The sequence below is a fragment of the Bacteroides neonati genome (genome assembly GCF_000499785.1).
Classification (GTDB): domain Bacteria; phylum Bacteroidota; class Bacteroidia; order Bacteroidales; family Bacteroidaceae; genus Bacteroides; species Bacteroides neonati.
This window is the reverse complement of record NZ_HG726019.1, coordinates 41,214-57,399: the sequence shown is the minus strand read 5'-3', so window position 1 is coordinate 57,399 and position 16,186 is coordinate 41,214. Positions and strand designations below refer to the sequence as shown.

Sequence of the window (16,186 nt, the reverse complement as noted above, 5' to 3'; positions counted from 1 at the left end):
ACTATTTATTTTTTAGCTTTTGTTTGTACTATTCTTGCTCCTTTGGGCACATCTTCGGTTACCCAGATATTACCTCCCACCGTAGCATCGCGTCCAACGGTGATGCGTCCTAAGATGGTTGCATTGGAGTAAACGATAACGTTGTCCTCCAATATCGGGTGGCGCGGAATACCTTTGATCGGTTTGCCGTTATTGTCGAGCGGGAAGCTTTTTGCACCCAGCGTTACGCCTTGGTAAAGTTTTACATGGTTGCCAATGACGCTTGTCGCACCAATAACCACACCTGTACCATGATCGATGGTAAAGTGGCTTCCTATCTTTGCTGCCGGGTGAATGTCGATACCCGTTTCGCTATGCGCCATCTCTGTGATAATGCGGGGAATGAGGGGTACACCCAGTGTTAATAGTTCGTGAGCAATGCGGTAATTGCTGATGGCTTTGATAGCGGGGTAGCAAAAGATAACCTCACCGAAGCTTTCGGCCGCGGGGTCTCCATTGTAAGCTGCCTCCACATCCATAGCCAGTAATCGGCGCAAATGAGGCAAACGGCTGATAAACTCGGCTGCCAGGTTGGCTGCTTCTTCTCGGCGAGGTTCCATGCACGCTGTACAGTCTTCGTCACTTTTGAAGCAGAGTCCTGCCAATATTTGCTCGCAAAGCAGATCGAATATTTTCTCTATATTGACTCCGATATGATAGTTAATGGTGCGGCTGTTGACTGTAGAATTACCGTAATAGCCGGGAAAGAGAATGGAGCGTGCCAACTCAATGACGTCGCACAGCGCCTTTGCAGATGGCAACGGCTCGCCATCTTTATGTTGATGAAACAGTCCTTTGTAAGACTCGCTTTCCGATAGCTCGTCGACTGCCTGTGTCAGTATGTGCGTGAAGTTTAATGGGCTCATTCAGACTTCTTTTCTAAATTGTTGGCCACAAAGGTAAGAAAAATCAAGCATATATTCTATCTTGGTACTCTTTTTCAAGGGAAAAGGCGTCAAAATAACCATAAAAAAAGTGATTGATACAGAAAATGCTGTTTATTCAAACGCTAATGTACCAAAAAAGTAAGGAGAGTGAAAATCGGGTTTTGGCGTCTCAATGGGGCTCCATGAGAGGAAATGAGGCGTTTGCAATTCGTCGCCACATTTGTAGAAGTTTGCTTTCACCATTTTGCCGTTGAGCGAGGTGATCTTGTGTTTGAAGAAAACCGTATAAGGAATGATGAGTGCCACATCCCAAGAAGTCTTTTCCATCCGTTCGGGAAAAGGCTTATTGCCCAGGCTGGACCAACGTTGCACTTCCGTTATGATCTCTTGCGGGGCATGTTCGCGGTTGGTGCATCCCTTGCCGGCTCCTACTCGAATCGTTCCGATACAATTGCATTCGAAATTGTAATAGATGCCGTCGGCAGCAGGAATAGAGAAGAATTCAACGCACGAATCGGCTCGAACAGTATCGTTATCTCTGTTGTAGCGAGCTCTTACCGATGTTTCTTTCACATTGAAATGTAGCAGAATAGCATTCTCCGTATGTGCTATACGAAACGCCGCTTTAGGCTTATAGGGATAAGCCTTCCAATTGGCATGATCGATCGGTTGAAATCCGATTCGCTCTTCATCCAATAGCCTGGGAAGTGCACTGACATCTACATTGGCCACACTTATTTTTTTCACCTTCATCTCATAATTTTTTTTGATTGCCATGTTGTATGGCTTTGCAGATGCGATGAAGCTTTGTACTAACTGTTCCATTTGGCTCTATCATAAATACCGTTATTCGAACATTGGGGACATTTGAACGAACCGCTGTCGTAACATTTAACTTGAATAAGACGATGTTCGTGGTCCCAGCAATGTGCGCAATATAAGATATTGTCCGAATCACCCTTGAGGGTAATGTACAATTCGGAGTGTCTTTCTATGCGTTGTTCTTTTTCCTGTTTTGTGCTTTCTATGGTCAGGCGCATCACTTCGTTTTGCATCTCTAACGCCTGTGTGCTTAACTCCATTAGTTGTTGATATAATTCGGCGTTATTCGTTTGTTGAATAACATGGGCTACATTTTTAATTCCTTCGTAAAGTCTCATGGTTCATGTGTATTAGCAGTTAAAAATATGATATGGAATACTTCTTTTTTACAAACGTATCATTTTAAAAATCTTTTGTCCTATCGGTGCATACTTACGCCAATTCGTCTTGTTTGCAGGGTAACGGTGCGCTATGCCTTTCGAGTAAATAAGTATCTCGGGAGTAGTACCGGAGTTGTATAGCTGAAAGAAATCGTCGGCTTTACCCCTCAAGGAGTATCTGTGCATCCACTTCTTTGCCGTTGGCTCCACATAAAGTTTATCGACACTCCCTCTCAGACTGATGTTTCCCGCGATGTATTCTATCGAATCGATCAGCAAAGGCTCTGTTTTTATATAGCTAAAGTTCATGACTATACTATCATTCCAAGTCGTATACGTAAGATCGTACGATAGCTTCTCTCCATCTGTGTCTTCAAATAAAGAGACAGGAAGAAAATGATATAGATTTCCTTTCTCCTGTATTTTAAGGACATAGTGCTTTTTGATATTCTGCCCGTACAATGACAGGCAGAATATGCAAAAAAACAATGATACAATGAGTGTTTGTATCCGATTATTGTCCATAGACAATAGTCGTGTAGGTGGTGTAAATACCGAGTATAGATGTAGTTTGATAGTCTACATGCTGAACGCGGGTAATGCCTGCTTGTTTAGAAGCAGCTTCAATACTTGCATCGCCTGTCGCTACCAGTCCTACATAACCTACAGCTTTGGCTGTTCCTACTTTAGATGAACCGGTGTTTGAGGTCACGGTAAGTCCGTCTTTAATGTCTGTGTAAGCAAGTCCGGCAATAGGTGATTTGCCAACTGCGCAGCTACTCATTACAGCTGCGATAAATAGTAAACCGAATACTTTTTTCATACGAATGTCAATAATGGACTCTTTATTTGTTTGTTTGTTTTTATAAATATTTGTTAGAGGCAAGAGCCCTTTTAAGCCTAAAACAAATAAATAGTGAAGTGCAAATTCTCAGAAAACACCAACCTGAATTTTAGGCAAGAGTGGATAGGACGTCTTCTTTCGATTGTGGTACAAACATAGATAATGATTACCGTTGTATGAAAAAATGAGGAGGGACAAAAAGTGGACAAGCGGAATATTTCTCCGATTAATTGCTTATGTAATTGGATATCAAATGCTTCTGTTTTTGTCTTTTTGGTGGACAAAAACAGTGACGTTTTTTAAAAGCATTCGCAGGTAGCCGTTCGCTATTGCTTTTTTAAAGATTTTGTATGAACGAGATTAGGTTTTCGTCACGATCCATCTGAAACTTTTTGCGCAAGCGCATACGTGCTTTCTTCAATGCTTCGTCAGACTGAAAAGTGATTTGAGCGATATCCTTGTTGCTCATATTTAGTTTCAAGAATACACATAGTTTACGCTCGTTGAGCGTAAGTGTTGGAAAATGTTCGTTCAGTTTCTCGTAGAAGTCTGAGTTTACTTTGAGAAACAGGGTTTCAAACTCTTCCCAATTTGTATACACCGACTTGTTTTGATAGTAATTGATGAGTGAGTGTACGTCTTTTCCACCCTCTTCGTTGGTGTTGCTCCCGATATCTTTTAATATCTTCATGCAATAAGCATCGCTTTCGGAACTTTGTACGAGTTTCAGCGTAGCAGAGGCCAACTCTTTGTGGCTATACTCCAGTTGATTGTTTATCTGGTCTATTTCGAGGCGAAGAGCTTTCTTTTTCAATCGGTTAGACAGATAGAATTGATAGGAGAGTATGATTACCAATAAGATGACGATGGCAAGAAAGAGAATAAAATAGCGCTGATTTTTTATTTTTAATAGCTGCGTTATTTTCTCCATCTCATATTTCTGCTTCTCTTTATCGTGTTTATAGGCACTCTCCATGAGGGCTATTTTACGTATATTCTTGTCGTTGAATACGCTGTCATTCAGTTGCTTGTGTAGAGCGTGACTTTGATAGGCTTCTTTGTAGTTGCCAGTTGCAGCATAGATGTCGGATAGTAATTTGTAATTGTCTTTCTTAACTTCCAGGTAGTTGATTTCGCTGCTTATCTCCAGAGAGCTTTTTGCACACTCAATAGCGTGTTTATAGTCTTTTTGGGTGTAGTATAAGTTGCCTAATAGCTGTAATACTTCACTGCTTGCGTATTTAATTCTTGCCTGCTGAGCCAGTTTTAATGCTTCATTTAAGTTCTTTTCTGCCTTGTCGAACTGCTTTTTCTCGGCATATACAGAACCAATGTTCATTAATAAGTTAATTCTTTGGCTTATATTCTTTTCGCCTACCATCCGGAGTGCCGCTTGAAGATGCTGTAAGGCTTCGGGATGTTTCATTTTTTTATATACATTGCCGATGTTGGTAAGGCAGTTTGATATCATGGCTGAGTCGCCCATTTCTTTGGCCAGTTGTTGAGCCTGATGAAGTGTTTCAAGTGCCGTTTTGTTTTCATTTAGATCTGACTGAACACCTGCTATGTTTATCAGAATGTGAACAATGCTCTGTTTCTTGTCTAGCTGTTCGCTTATTTCCAGAGCAGAAAGATAAGACTCGAGTGCTTGTACCGAATTTCCTTGGCGCTGATAGATAGTAGCCATGCTTGAATACCCCTTCAATAACATTGGCTTTTCGTCCGCTTTACTTGCCATATCGATCATCTTCTGAAGATTCTCTACGGCTTCGGGATATTGGCCCATACTCGAGCGATTGAGTGAAATATTATACAGTAATTTGCTTTGCTGAGGCTGATCTTTCAGTGCAGTGGCTATTTGCAAAGCCTTATCGTATGCTTTGTTGCTGGCCTCCATATTGCCCAATGTTTTATTTGCAATACCGATACCCATCAAATAGGTACTGATACCTGCTTGGTCATTGATCTGCTTGGCTATTTTTAGGGCTTGTTCGTAGTAGGTGAGTGATAATTGGGGATCACTCGTGCTACAGGTCATTCCAACGAGCCATAAAGCGGTGGCTTTCCCCTTGGGGTAATTGAGTTGTACAGCCATTGTTAGCGATTGCTCGGCATAAGTCTTGGTCTGTTTTACATCATACGTAAAGAGTTCGTAGGCGAGTTTATTGAGCAGATTTACCTTGGCGGTGTCTGTTTGGGTATGCCGACCGAGTGTACCTTTGAGATGATCAATGGCAGGTGTTTGCGAAAAGGCAGAAGAAAGCGAAAATCCTATGTAAATGAATACGAATAGAATTTTTTTATAGTGTGCTATATTCATTGTTTTGTTTAGAAAGTTGGTTGTTTTCTGCTACAAAGGTAATATCGACTTCACTTACATCCAAATTTGTTACCGATAAACTTTGCTTAAGCGTCTTATAATACGTCTCAATGATCAAAAGTTAGTAATGTTTTCTTTTCTGTGTACGAAAAGTGTATGGAGAGTTGAAAAATGTGGGGTGACACAGCTTCGTTGAAGTTGATAAATACGAAAGTATTCTTGAAAACGACTGGCGATAATCAGGTGATAGGAGGGGGAGGAAGAGGTGAATATATTGAGATGGATACAAGGGGGCGAATCGATTAAGGTATTGTATAATAACGGATTGGTTCGTTTTTGTTGAGCGTATATAATTCTTCTTTTCTTTGTTTCTAGAACTAGTATATTAACGCAGTGTTAATTACGTACTTTTGGTGCCAAAGAGTACGTATTTATTCATAGCAGGAGTACGTACTCTTGCTATAGATGGGAAATATGTAGGTTTGAAGACATTAACATTTCCACAACTGAAACGGCCGTACCATGAATAGATAGAGTCCGATTTTATTCGTATTTTACTGATTATGAGTTAAAAACCCATTTCAAAATACCTATTTGTAGGTATTTCATCGTATGGAATATATAGTTAACTTTGATCATTGATAAACTAAATATATGATCGAAATGAAGAATCATACTTTTGAGAGTTTAGATAAAAATAAGCTCCAGCGAATGCTCGAAATAAAGCAGTTGTACACTGATGGCAGCTTGACGCAGCACGAGGCAAAAAAGCGAATGCAGAACGAAGTAGGTAGTATAAGCCCCGAAGAGTTTGCAGCAGCCGAACAACTGCTGAAAGACGAGGATCCGGATGAATGCAGAAAGGAGGACGTTCGGTCTATGCTCGATCTCTTCGATGGGTTAATACCCGCAACGGAAGTTGAATTGCCGTACGGACACCCTATCGATGCTTATCTTCGAGAGAATATAAAGATGAAAGAGCTATTGCATCAAGGCGGTGAGTTGCTGCAAAAGCCATTTATTATTAATGCTTGGAGCGAGCTGATGGAGATTATCGTGCAGTATAAACGACACTTCAGTCGCAAGCAAAATCAACTTTATTCGGCATTGGAGCGCAAGGGATTCGACCGCCCGTCTACCACTATGTGGGTGTATGATGATCATATACGCGACGAGATGAACGAAGCAATGGAGCTACTCAACGAAAAGAGGACAGAGCGTTTTACAGAGACCTTTGCCGCATTGTCGGTCGACTTGCAAGACTTGATGAGCAAGGAGGAGTTGATACTTTATCCGACTGCACTCAAACTTATTTCGAGTGAAGAATTTGAAGAAATGAAATCGGGAGATAGAGAAATAGGCTTCTTTTTGATAGATATGCCCGAGTATGGTAAAGCGAAAGAAGGAGGAGTGCAAAGCTCTTCGACCGGGAATTTTATGGAGGATCTGGCCACCTTGCTCGCTAAGCATGGCGTGAATCAAACCGGTAATGACCCAAATGCAATACTGGATGTTGCAGAGGGCAAACTCACGCTTGAACAGATAAATCTGCTCTTCCGCCACATGCCAGTCGATATCTCGTTTGTCGATGAAAATGAATTGGTAGCGTTCTATACCGATACGCCTCACCGTGTTTTTCCGCGTAGTAAGGGGGTTATCGGGCGGGAAGTTCGTAACTGCCATCCGCCCAAAAGTGTTCATCTGGTAGAAGAGATTATTGAAAAGTTTCGTACAGGCGAACAGAGCCGAGCCGAGTTTTGGATCAATAAATCGGATGTGTTCATCTATATTGTTTATGTGGCAGTAAGAGACGAAAACGGTAAATTCAGAGGTGTAATGGAAATGATGCAGGATTGTACCCGTATTCGCAACCTCGAAGGTTCGCGCACACTGCTTACCTGGGAAAACGAGGAACATGGAACAGAGCGGAACGATAGTTCGACAAACGATCCTGATGATAATAGCAAAACAGAACTGTCACCCGGTACCCGACTGAAAGACCTCCTCAAAAGCTATCCTAAACTGATGGATGATATAACACAAATAAGTCCCAGGTTCAAGATGCTCCGTTCGCCAATGGCCAGAGTGGTACTTCCTGTAGCCACTTTGAAGATGATGAGTGAGCAGTCGGGGGTGCCTATTGATATGCTTATTGAAAAGATATCGAAATTAATAGATACGTATTAACCAACTTATTTATAACAGATAGTAGTATGACACAAAAAGTAGAATTTTTCAAAGAACTGATCTATAACGATCAGCATGTGGCCGTAAAGGTTATGATGGAAACGCAGTGCAGCAAGGAAATCAGAATCCTTTTTAAGGAAGGACAAAGCATGCGCGAACATCAGACCGATTTTCCTATAACGGTTCAAATCTTAAAAGGGTCAATCGAGTTTGGCGTAGGCGCAGCAAAACACCTATTAAACGAGGGCGATATGATTGCACTTGATCCGAAGACTCCACACGATCTATTAGCCTTAACGCAAAGTATCGTACGCTTGTCTTTAAGCAAGGAAGACAGTGTTGGCAGGGTACTTAAAGTTATTGAATAGCAGCTGGAAAAGCATACAGAAAGGGTCTTACTTCACGGATGGAAGTAAGACCCTTCTGGTTGTTAGTGTAGTAAAGTAGATGCTCTTTAAGAGACAAGAGATGTGTTACAGATTGGGATTATCCATGGTTGCAGTCATCTCTGGCACTAGAACATACGTATGAGTTTTTTTATTCCATTTATAGTAATTGGTCGTGATACTTTTTCCGGAGTATGCGTAGGTGATACGAAGGTCGTTTTCCCATTGATTGTTCGTACTGCTCCATTTCAACGTTTCGCTTTCAATCATGCGTTGATCGGCATCATACGCATAGTTGTACTTCATGTAATTGGCAAGAGATCCATTGTCCATTTTGTAAACAGTTTGTCCAACCATTACACCGTCTTTCTCTTCCGAATTGTAAATTAAATTACCGTCATAGCTACGAGCCTGAACGGACAAACAGCTTACTAGTAAAACAACCAATAATGCTGCTCCTTTTAAAAATGCTTTTGCTTTCATGATTTTATGTTTTTAGGTTTAAATTATCATTTGTCAAGTGATGGCTCTTCTAATCGGGCGCAAATTTACATATTAATTGGATATAAATGTATTATTCGTATTAAATATTATCATAATGTAAGTAGAGGCATGGTTGTTTGGCTTTCATTATGGCAATGTATATCGCAAAAAAATATCCGACAGGAGGGCTGTCGGATATAGTTATAAGCAAGTTGTATATGAACCTGCTGCTTTGCTGGCTTTTTGTATGGATAGTTAAATAAAGTTATCGGCTTAATGTGCTTCAAGCCAGTTCTTTCCCCAGCCACAATCGGCCTTCAAAGGTACGTGCATGCGGTAGGCGTTTTCCATCTCAGTGATGACAATATGCTCTACTTGTTCTTGCTCATGGAGCGGCACACTGAAGTTGAGTTCATCGTGCACCTGAAGGATCATCTTGGCTTGGATGTTCTCGCGCCGGAACCGCTCATAAATGCGAATCATGGCTACCTTGATGATATCGGCTGCGCTACCTTGAATGGGAGCATTGATGGCATTTCGTTCGGCATAGCCACGTACAACGGCATTTCTCGAATTGATATCGGGCAGGAAGCGTTTGCGGTGGAAGATCGTCTCAACATATCCTTTTTCGCGCGCAACTTCAATGCTTTTGTCCATATAGGTCTTTACCTGCGGATAGGTTTCGAAATAGCCGTCGATAAGCTCTTTTGCCTCTTTTCGGTCTACGTTCATTCGCTCTGCCAACCCGAAGATAGAGATGCCGTAGATGATTCCGAAGTTGGCCGTTTTGGCTTTGCGACGCATATCGGCATTGACCTCATCCAGCCCTATTTTATAGATTTTGGCTGCGGTTGCTGCATGGATATCGTATCCGCTAAGGAAGGCGTCGATCATGTTCTTGTCTTCGCTTAAATGGGCCATGATGCGTAACTCTATCTGCGAATAGTCGGCCGAGAAGAAGAGGCAACCTTCGTCGGGGATAAAGGCTTTTCGTATCTCTTTTCCGTTCTCATCTCGGATAGGAATGTTTTGCAGATTGGGGTTGCTCGAACTCAATCGTCCTGTCGAGGTGACTGTTTGATTGAACGATGTATGTACGCGGCCGGTGCGCGGATTGATTAGCAACGGCAGTGCATCGATGTACGTGCCCAATAGCTTCTTCAAACCGCGATGTTCGAGGATCTTCTCTACAATTTCGTGCTTATGGCGCATGCTTTCGAGCACCTCTTCGGAAGTAACATATTGTCCTGTCTTTGTTTTCTTAGCCTTATCTGCAATCTTAAGCTTGTCGAACAATACTTCGCCTACCTGTTTGGGAGAGGCGATGTTGAACTCCTCGCCCGCCAATGCATAGATTTCCTGCTCGATAAGAGCCAGTTGGGCTGTAAAGTGGTTGGACGATTGCTTGAGTGCCTCCGTGTCGAGCAGCATACCGTTGCTTTCGATATGAGCCAGTACGGGAATCAAGGGCATCTCTATGTCATAGAACAAGCGTTCGGCTCCGTGCAACTTCAATTCTTCTTCGAGGATGTTCTTTAGCTTTAGAGTGACGTCGGCATCTTCGCACGCGTACAGATATACATCTGTCGGAGCAAGGTCGCGCATGTTCTTTTGATTTTTTCCTTTGGGGCCTAGCAACTCTTCAATATGAATGGTCTGATAGCGGAGATAGATCTCGGCCAGATAATCCATGTTGTGTCGCAGTTCGGGTTGAAGAACGTAATGCGCCACCATCGTGTCGAACAGTTTGCCTTTTACTTCGATGCCCATGTTTTGGAGAATGAGCAAATCGTATTTGATATTTTGGCCGACTTTCAGGGAACGTTCATTTTCAAACAATGGTCGGAACTCATTTACAATTTTTAAGGCTTCTTCGTGATTGGCAGGTACCGGCACATAGAATGCTTGATTTTCGGCTATTGAAAAGCTCATTCCTACCAACTCGGCATCCATCGGATCGACTCCGGTTGTTTCCGTATCTAACGCAAGAATTTCGGATGTAAGTAATATTTGAATAATTTCGCTTCTTTTATCTTGTGTATCAATTAGTTGATAGTTGTATGGTATGGATTCTAGCGTCTGTAGAGTTGAATTTTTATCATCTTCCTGTCCGTTGGTCGGAATTTCTGCAAACAAATCGCCTTGGATGGGACCACTCGGTTGTGCAAATAGCGGACCGGCTGTAGAGGAGGGGAGAGGTTGGCTCTCTTTTTTGAAAATTCGTTCGGCTAATGCACGAAACTCCATTTCATCAAAAATCTTTCGAAGCGTTTCTTCGTCAGCTTGCTCGCGAACAAGTGCATCCATGTCGAGCTTGATGGGAACATCTGTTTTGATGGTTGCCAAGAATTTCGAGAAGATAATCATTTCGCGATTTGTCTCCACTTTCGTTTTCAAGGCTCCTTTTAATTGATCGGTGTGCTCCAACAGGTTTTCGATGCTTCCGAATTCGGCAACGAGCTTTTGTGCTGTTTTCTCTCCCACACCGGGGCAACCGGGGATATTATCAGAAGCATCACCCATCAATCCGAGCATATCGATGACTTGTGCCGGCGATTGGATGTCAAACTTCGCTTTTACTTGCTCCACGCCCATTACCTCGAACTCCTTATCGCCATATTTAGGGCGATACATAAAAACGCGGTCGGTTACCAATTGTCCGTAGTCCTTGTCGGGTGTCATCATGAAGGTGTTGATACCTTGCAAACCGGCTTCGGTAGCTAACGTGCCGATTACGTCGTCGGCTTCAAATCCCGCTACCTCTAGAATAGGGATGCGGTAAGCGCGGATGATATCTTTTATAATGGGTACGGACAAGCGAATCGCTTCGGGGGTTTCTTCGCGTTGCGCTTTATACTGTTCATAAGCTTCGTGGCGAAAGGTGGGACCTGAAGGGTCGAAAGCGACTCCGATATGCGTCGGGTTTTCTTTTTTAAGTACCTCCTCGAGCGTATTGACAAAGCCTAGAACGGCCGAAGTATTGAACCCCTTCGAGTTCACTCGCGGGTTTTTGATGAAGGCATAATAGGCCCTATAGATGAGCGCATAGGCATCTAAAAGAAAAAGTTTGCTGTTTTGGTCCATATTTCTTTATTTTTTCATGGTAAAAGTACAAAAAAATACCGTATTAACCGTTTTATTATTACTTTTGTGGTCAAATAGAGTTTCGATGGACTGCTTGTCACTCATAAAATCCCCAATTGCTGCAGAGCTAGATGATTTCAGAAAACTTTTTAATAGTTCACTGTCTAGTTCGAATCTTTTGCTGAATAATGTGATCGATCACATTCGGCAAAGGAATGGTAAGATGATGCGTCCTATTTTGGTCTTGCTGGTTTCCCGCTTGTATGGTGAGGTTCATCCGGAGACGCTTCATGCAGCTGTTTCGCTCGAATTACTGCACACTGCCAGTTTGGTACACGACGATGTGGTCGATGAGAGTACCGAACGTAGGGGACAGCTATCGGTCAATGCTATATTCAATAATAAAGTTTCTGTGTTGGTAGGCGACTTTCTGCTGGCTACCAGCTTGGTAGCTGCCGGGCAAACGATGAGCCATGGAATCATTAATGTGATTGCTTGCTTAGGACAAGACTTAGCTGAAGGGGAGATACTGCAACTCTCGAATGTTTCCAATCCTAAATTCTCCGAATCTGTATATTTTGATGTTATTCGCAAAAAGACTGCTGCTCTGTTTGCTGCCTGCACCAAAGTCGGTGCATTATCGGTCGGCGTAGACGATGAAAAGGTTGAATCGGCACGTTTGTTTGGCGAATATATCGGTATTTGCTTTCAGGTGAAAGACGATATTTTTGATTATTTTGAAGATGCGGACATTGGTAAACCGACAGGGAATGATATGCTCGAAGGTAAGCTTACCTTGCCCGTATTGCATGTGCTGAACAAGACCGACGAAGGTTGGGTGAAAGAGATTGCAGGCAACGTGAAGCGTGGTTCGGCAACACCCGAGGAGATTGCCCGACTGGTGGAGTTTACTAAGGCAAACGGTGGGATTGATTATGCTTTTGATGTGATGGATGAATACAAAGAAAAAGCATTAGCTATACTTTACTCCTTTGCACCCTCCCAGATAAGAACCTCGCTCGAGGTATATCTTGATTATGTGGTAGAAAGAAAGAAATAAAATTCGGGGCTAACAGGAGATGTTGATACATTCTGTTAGCCCCGAATTCTTTATGGCTGTTAGCTTAGAAAAACTTAATCTCTTCGCCTTTAATTTCAGACAATAGTAGGTTGGCCAGACGGCTGGTACCCAAACGGAACAGCTCGTTGTTTAGCCACTCTTCGCCCAGTATTTCCTTTACGATTGTGTAGTAAATCATTGCATCGTTTACTGTGTTGATGCCACCGGCAGGCTTGAAACCAATCTTACGGCCTGTTTGGTCATAATACTCTTTAATGGCTTGACACATTACATAAGCGGCCTCGGGAGTGGCGGCAGGTTGCTGTTTGCCGGTTGATGTTTTAATGAAATCGGCTCCTGCATACATGGATAGGATAGAGGCCTTTTTAATGTTGGCAGCAGTCTGTAAAGCACCTGTTTCGAGAATTACTTTGAGGTGGTTGTCCTTGCAGGTCTCTTTCAGCTCCTGAATTTCGTCGCACATCGTTTCATAGTCTCCGCTTAAGAACTTACCGATAGAGATAACGATGTCTATTTCGTCGGCACCTTCCATCAATGCCATGGCTGTTTCGGCTATTTTCACCTCGATAAACGTCTGCGAAGAGGGGAAACCGGCGGCTACACAGGCAATCTTAACGCTCTCTACCTCTAAAGTGTCTCTGACAACCTCGGCAAAATTAGGATATACACAGATGGCTGCCACGTTCTTTAAATCGGGGAACTCGGCATCGAACTTATTCACCTTTTCGGTGAAGCGCATCACGCTTTCATCGCTATCAGTGCTGTTTAGCGTGGTTAAATCAATACAGTTGAAAAGGAATTTTTTCACCTCTTCAGTGTTGTTTTCCGGCACTCTCTTTTCGATAAGAGTGGCTACCTGAGCCTGCACCTCGGTGTCGTTCAGCTCGGTGTTGTACTTGGCCAATGTGGCTATGTACTTGTCTTGATTGGTGTCATTCTTTTCCATGTTCACTCAATTTGGGGTTGTTTATATGTCTTTGATTATCTCTCTGGGTTTTCTTTTCGAGGTTGCGTGCAAAGGCTTCCGTCAGATTAACGCCTGTTTGGTTGGCAAGGCAGAGCAATACCCAAAACACGTCTGTCAGTTCGTCGGCAATGTTGTCTTTTTCGCCCTCCTTAAAGGATTGATCGCCATATTTGCGCGACATCACCCGGGCTAACTCGCCAACTTCTTCGGTGAGAATTGCCATATTGGTTAGTTCGCTAAAATAGCGCACGCCATACTTCTTAATCCAGGCGTCAACCTGTTGCTGGGCTTCTTCCAATGTCATCATTCTTTGTTTTTAGTGTCCATACAGATGGTTACCGGGCCATCGTTAAGCAATTCCACTTGCATATCGGCTCCAAATTCTCCTGTACCGATCTCTTTGCCCAAAGCGATGGCCAACTCTCTGCAGAATTGCTCGTAAAGGGGGATAGACTGGGTTGGTTTGGCTGCTTTGATATACGAAGGACGGTTTCCTTTCTTAGTGGAGGCGTGTAAGGTAAACTGGCTGATCACCAGTATTTCTCCATGAGTATCGAGGATCGATTTGTTCATAACTCCCTCTTCATCGTCGAAGATCCGAAGATTGACAATCTTCTTGCAGAGCCATTCGATATCCTCTGTACTATCGGACTCTTCGATGCCTACAAGTATTAGCATGCCCGAGGCAATGGCCGATTTGCACTGACCGTTGATGGTGACCGAAGCGTGGCTCACACGTTGAATTACTACTCTCATTTTGTTTAGGTGATTATGAAATGCAAAGCTACGAAATTCACCACAGAGTAGTGCATACTATGATCGAGTTTTTTCCTTTTTTAGTAAAAGGCAAGCGAGGGATATGTACCGCTATGTTGCCCCGAGGCCGTCTTTTACTATTTGGGCTTTGGCTGTGCCGATGACGGCTGTCAGCTCTTCGAGTGTAGCCTCTTTGATTCGTTTGACGCTTTTAAACTCTTTCAGCAGGGTGGTTTTTGTCTTCTCTCCAATTCCTTTGATCTCGTCGAGTGCAGAAGCCACTTGCCGTTTGCTGCGCTTATCACGGTGAAAAGTAATGGCAAAGCGGTGTACCTCATCTTGTATCTGTTCGAGTAGTTTGAATAGGGGGCTGCCTACTTTGAGCCCGATGGTTTGTGGTGGAAAGCCGAAAAGAAGCTCGGAAGTGCGGTGTTTTTTATCCTTGGCAAGACCGGCAATAGGGATGCTTAGTTGTAGCTCTTCCATAACCTGTCTTACGGCCTCCATTTGCCCTTTCCCTCCGTCGGTAATGATGAGGTCGGGTAGGGTGCCATTTTCTTCAATAACGCGCTGATAACGCCTTTTTACGACTTCTCTCATCGAAGCGTAGTCGTCGGGGCCTACCACCGTCTTGATGTTGTATTTGCGATAGTCCTGTTTCGACGGTTTGGCTTTCTTGAATACCACACAGGCGGCTACGGCGTCGCTTCCCTGAATGTTTGAGTTATCGAAGCACTCTATCTGCATGGGGAGCTTGCTTAGGCGGAGTTCGTTCTGAATCTCTTTCATCAACCGGATGCTCCGTTGCTCGGGATTGAGCTTTTCGGCTTGTTTCAGCCGGTCGGCTTTGTACTGCTTCACGTTGAGTTGCGACAGCTCTAGGAGCTTCTTCTTATCACCTCGTTGCGGTACGGTGAAAACGACGTTATTGAGCTCTATTTCCAGTTCGAACGGAACGATGATCTCGCGTGATAGGCTTTTATACCGTTCCCGCATTTCGATAATGCCTAGCGTTAGCAGCTCTTCTTTGCTTTCGTTCAGCTTCTTCTTATATTCGAAAGTGAATGCCTGATTGATGGCACCATTGGCGATGTGGAGGTAGTTGATGAAAGCCGAGTTACCCTCGTCTTCTTCGATTGAAAAGACATCGATGTTGTGGAGTATTGAACTTACCACCTCCGATTTGGCACGATATGCCTCGATTAATGCGTATTTTTCTTTAATCTTTTGTGCCTCTTCAAACCTCATCTCTGATGCCAGTTGTTGCATTTGCTGCAACAGCTCGCGACTGATGTCTTGTGTGTTCCCTTTGAGAATTTCCTTGATTTCACCGATATTCTTTAGGTACTCTTCGTGCGACTGCAAGCCGATGCAAGGCCCTGCGCAGTTCTTGATATGGTACTCGAGGCATACATTAAACTTGCCCGAACGGATGTTTTCGGGCGATAGGTTCAAGTGGCAGGTGCGTAGCGGATACAGGTGCTTGATGAGGTCGAGCACCGCATTCATCGAAGGTGCATGGCTGTAAGGGCCGAAGTAGGAGGAACCATTGCGAATGATGCGCCTCGTTTTGAATATACGTGGAAAATACTCGTTTTGAACGCAGATAGACGGATAGGTTTTGTCGTCTTTGAGCAGCACGTTATAGCGAGGTTTGTATTTCTTGATTAGATTGTTTTCGAGCAGCAATGCATCTTCTTCTGAGTTGACTACGATGTAGCGTATATCGGCAATCTTACTCACGAGTACACGCGTCTTCCCCGGTTCGTGCTCTTTGCTGAAGTAGGAATACACCCTGCGTTTGAGGTTTTTTGCCTTGCCTACATATATAATCACTCCCTCGGCATTTAAGTATTGGTAAATGCCCGGTCCTTCGGGAAGGTTCGTCACAATCCCTTTGAGGTATTCGCTGGTTTTTAGTTCCTGAGTTGCATCCATAAAAAAAGGGCG

General features: G+C 43.4%; 15 protein-coding genes. 3 read left to right on the top strand and 12 right to left on the bottom strand.

Annotated elements, in window-relative coordinates:
* Window positions 1-5: 5 nt before the first annotated feature.
* From TY03_RS00225 to TY03_RS00200, 6 genes are all read right to left on the bottom strand, one after another.
* Complete coding sequence (locus TY03_RS00225) at window positions 6-905, bottom strand: serine O-acetyltransferase (protein WP_042366287.1); 900 nt, start codon at window positions 903-905, stop codon at window positions 6-8.
* Window positions 906-1,037: 132 nt separating this feature from the next.
* A complete protein-coding gene (locus TY03_RS00220) occupies window positions 1,038-1,679 on the bottom strand; it encodes a carbohydrate-binding family 9-like protein (protein WP_042367201.1) in 642 nt (213 codons plus the stop codon).
* 59 nt (window positions 1,680-1,738) lie between these two features.
* Window positions 1,739-2,086 carry a hypothetical protein gene (locus tag TY03_RS00215; protein WP_042366286.1) on the bottom strand — a complete coding sequence of 116 codons (348 nt, stop codon included), beginning with the start codon at window positions 2,084-2,086 and terminating at the stop codon, window positions 1,739-1,741.
* 48 nt (window positions 2,087-2,134) lie between these two features.
* The gene (locus TY03_RS00210) at window positions 2,135-2,653 is read right to left on the bottom strand and encodes a hypothetical protein (protein WP_042366284.1); all 519 of its coding nucleotides are present in this window, start codon (window positions 2,651-2,653) and stop codon (window positions 2,135-2,137) included.
* Entirely contained in the window at window positions 2,643-2,912 is a 270-nt protein-coding gene (locus tag TY03_RS00205; RefSeq protein ID WP_230201859.1) for a TRL-like family protein, read from the bottom strand. Before TY03_RS00205 ends, TY03_RS00210 begins: the two co-directional genes overlap by 11 nt.
* Before the next feature lie 397 nt (window positions 2,913-3,309).
* Window positions 3,310-5,292 carry a tetratricopeptide repeat protein gene (locus TY03_RS00200; protein WP_042366283.1) on the bottom strand — a complete coding sequence of 661 codons (1,983 nt, stop codon included), beginning with the start codon at window positions 5,290-5,292 and terminating at the stop codon, window positions 3,310-3,312.
* Window positions 5,293-5,946: 654 nt separating this feature from the next.
* Between TY03_RS00200 and TY03_RS00195 the strand changes: the two genes are divergently transcribed.
* On the top strand, window positions 5,947-7,479 hold the full coding sequence (locus TY03_RS00195; protein WP_081713019.1) for a PAS domain-containing protein: 1,533 nt from the start codon (window positions 5,947-5,949) through the stop codon (window positions 7,477-7,479).
* 26 nt (window positions 7,480-7,505) lie between these two features.
* Complete coding sequence (locus TY03_RS00190) at window positions 7,506-7,847, top strand: cupin domain-containing protein (RefSeq protein ID WP_042366280.1); 342 nt, start codon at window positions 7,506-7,508, stop codon at window positions 7,845-7,847.
* 105 nt (window positions 7,848-7,952) lie between these two features.
* Here the strand turns inward: TY03_RS00190 and TY03_RS00185 are convergent, their stop codons facing one another.
* Window positions 7,953-8,348: a DUF3836 domain-containing protein gene (locus tag TY03_RS00185; protein ID WP_042366278.1), complete on the bottom strand. Its 396-nt coding sequence runs from the start codon at window positions 8,346-8,348 to the stop codon at window positions 7,953-7,955.
* A gap of 273 nt (window positions 8,349-8,621) precedes the next feature.
* Entirely contained in the window at window positions 8,622-11,432 is a 2,811-nt protein-coding gene (gene polA, locus TY03_RS00180; protein ID WP_042366276.1) for a DNA polymerase I, read from the bottom strand.
* A gap of 85 nt (window positions 11,433-11,517) precedes the next feature.
* Between polA and TY03_RS00175 the strand changes: the two genes are divergently transcribed.
* Window positions 11,518-12,492, top strand: coding sequence for a polyprenyl synthetase family protein (locus TY03_RS00175; protein WP_042366274.1), 975 nt, complete (start codon window positions 11,518-11,520; stop codon window positions 12,490-12,492).
* A gap of 64 nt (window positions 12,493-12,556) precedes the next feature.
* On the opposite strand, the gene deoC is transcribed toward TY03_RS00175, so the two are convergent.
* The 4 genes from deoC to uvrC all read right to left on the bottom strand — a co-directional run bounded on the left by deoC (window position 12,557) and on the right by uvrC (window position 16,174).
* Entirely contained in the window at window positions 12,557-13,459 is a 903-nt protein-coding gene (gene deoC / locus TY03_RS00170) for a deoxyribose-phosphate aldolase (protein ID WP_042366272.1), read from the bottom strand.
* Window positions 13,446-13,784, bottom strand: coding sequence for a nucleotide pyrophosphohydrolase (locus TY03_RS00165; RefSeq protein WP_042366271.1), 339 nt, complete (start codon window positions 13,782-13,784; stop codon window positions 13,446-13,448). Before TY03_RS00165 ends, deoC begins: the two co-directional genes overlap by 14 nt.
* Window positions 13,784-14,236, bottom strand: a complete 453-nt coding sequence (gene dtd / locus TY03_RS00160) for a D-aminoacyl-tRNA deacylase (protein ID WP_042366269.1) — start codon at window positions 14,234-14,236, stop codon at window positions 13,784-13,786. Before dtd ends, TY03_RS00165 begins: the two co-directional genes overlap by 1 nt.
* Before the next feature lie 111 nt (window positions 14,237-14,347).
* A complete protein-coding gene (gene uvrC / locus TY03_RS00155) occupies window positions 14,348-16,174 on the bottom strand; it encodes an excinuclease ABC subunit UvrC (protein WP_042366267.1) in 1,827 nt (608 codons plus the stop codon).
* Window positions 16,175-16,186 lie beyond the last annotated feature (12 nt).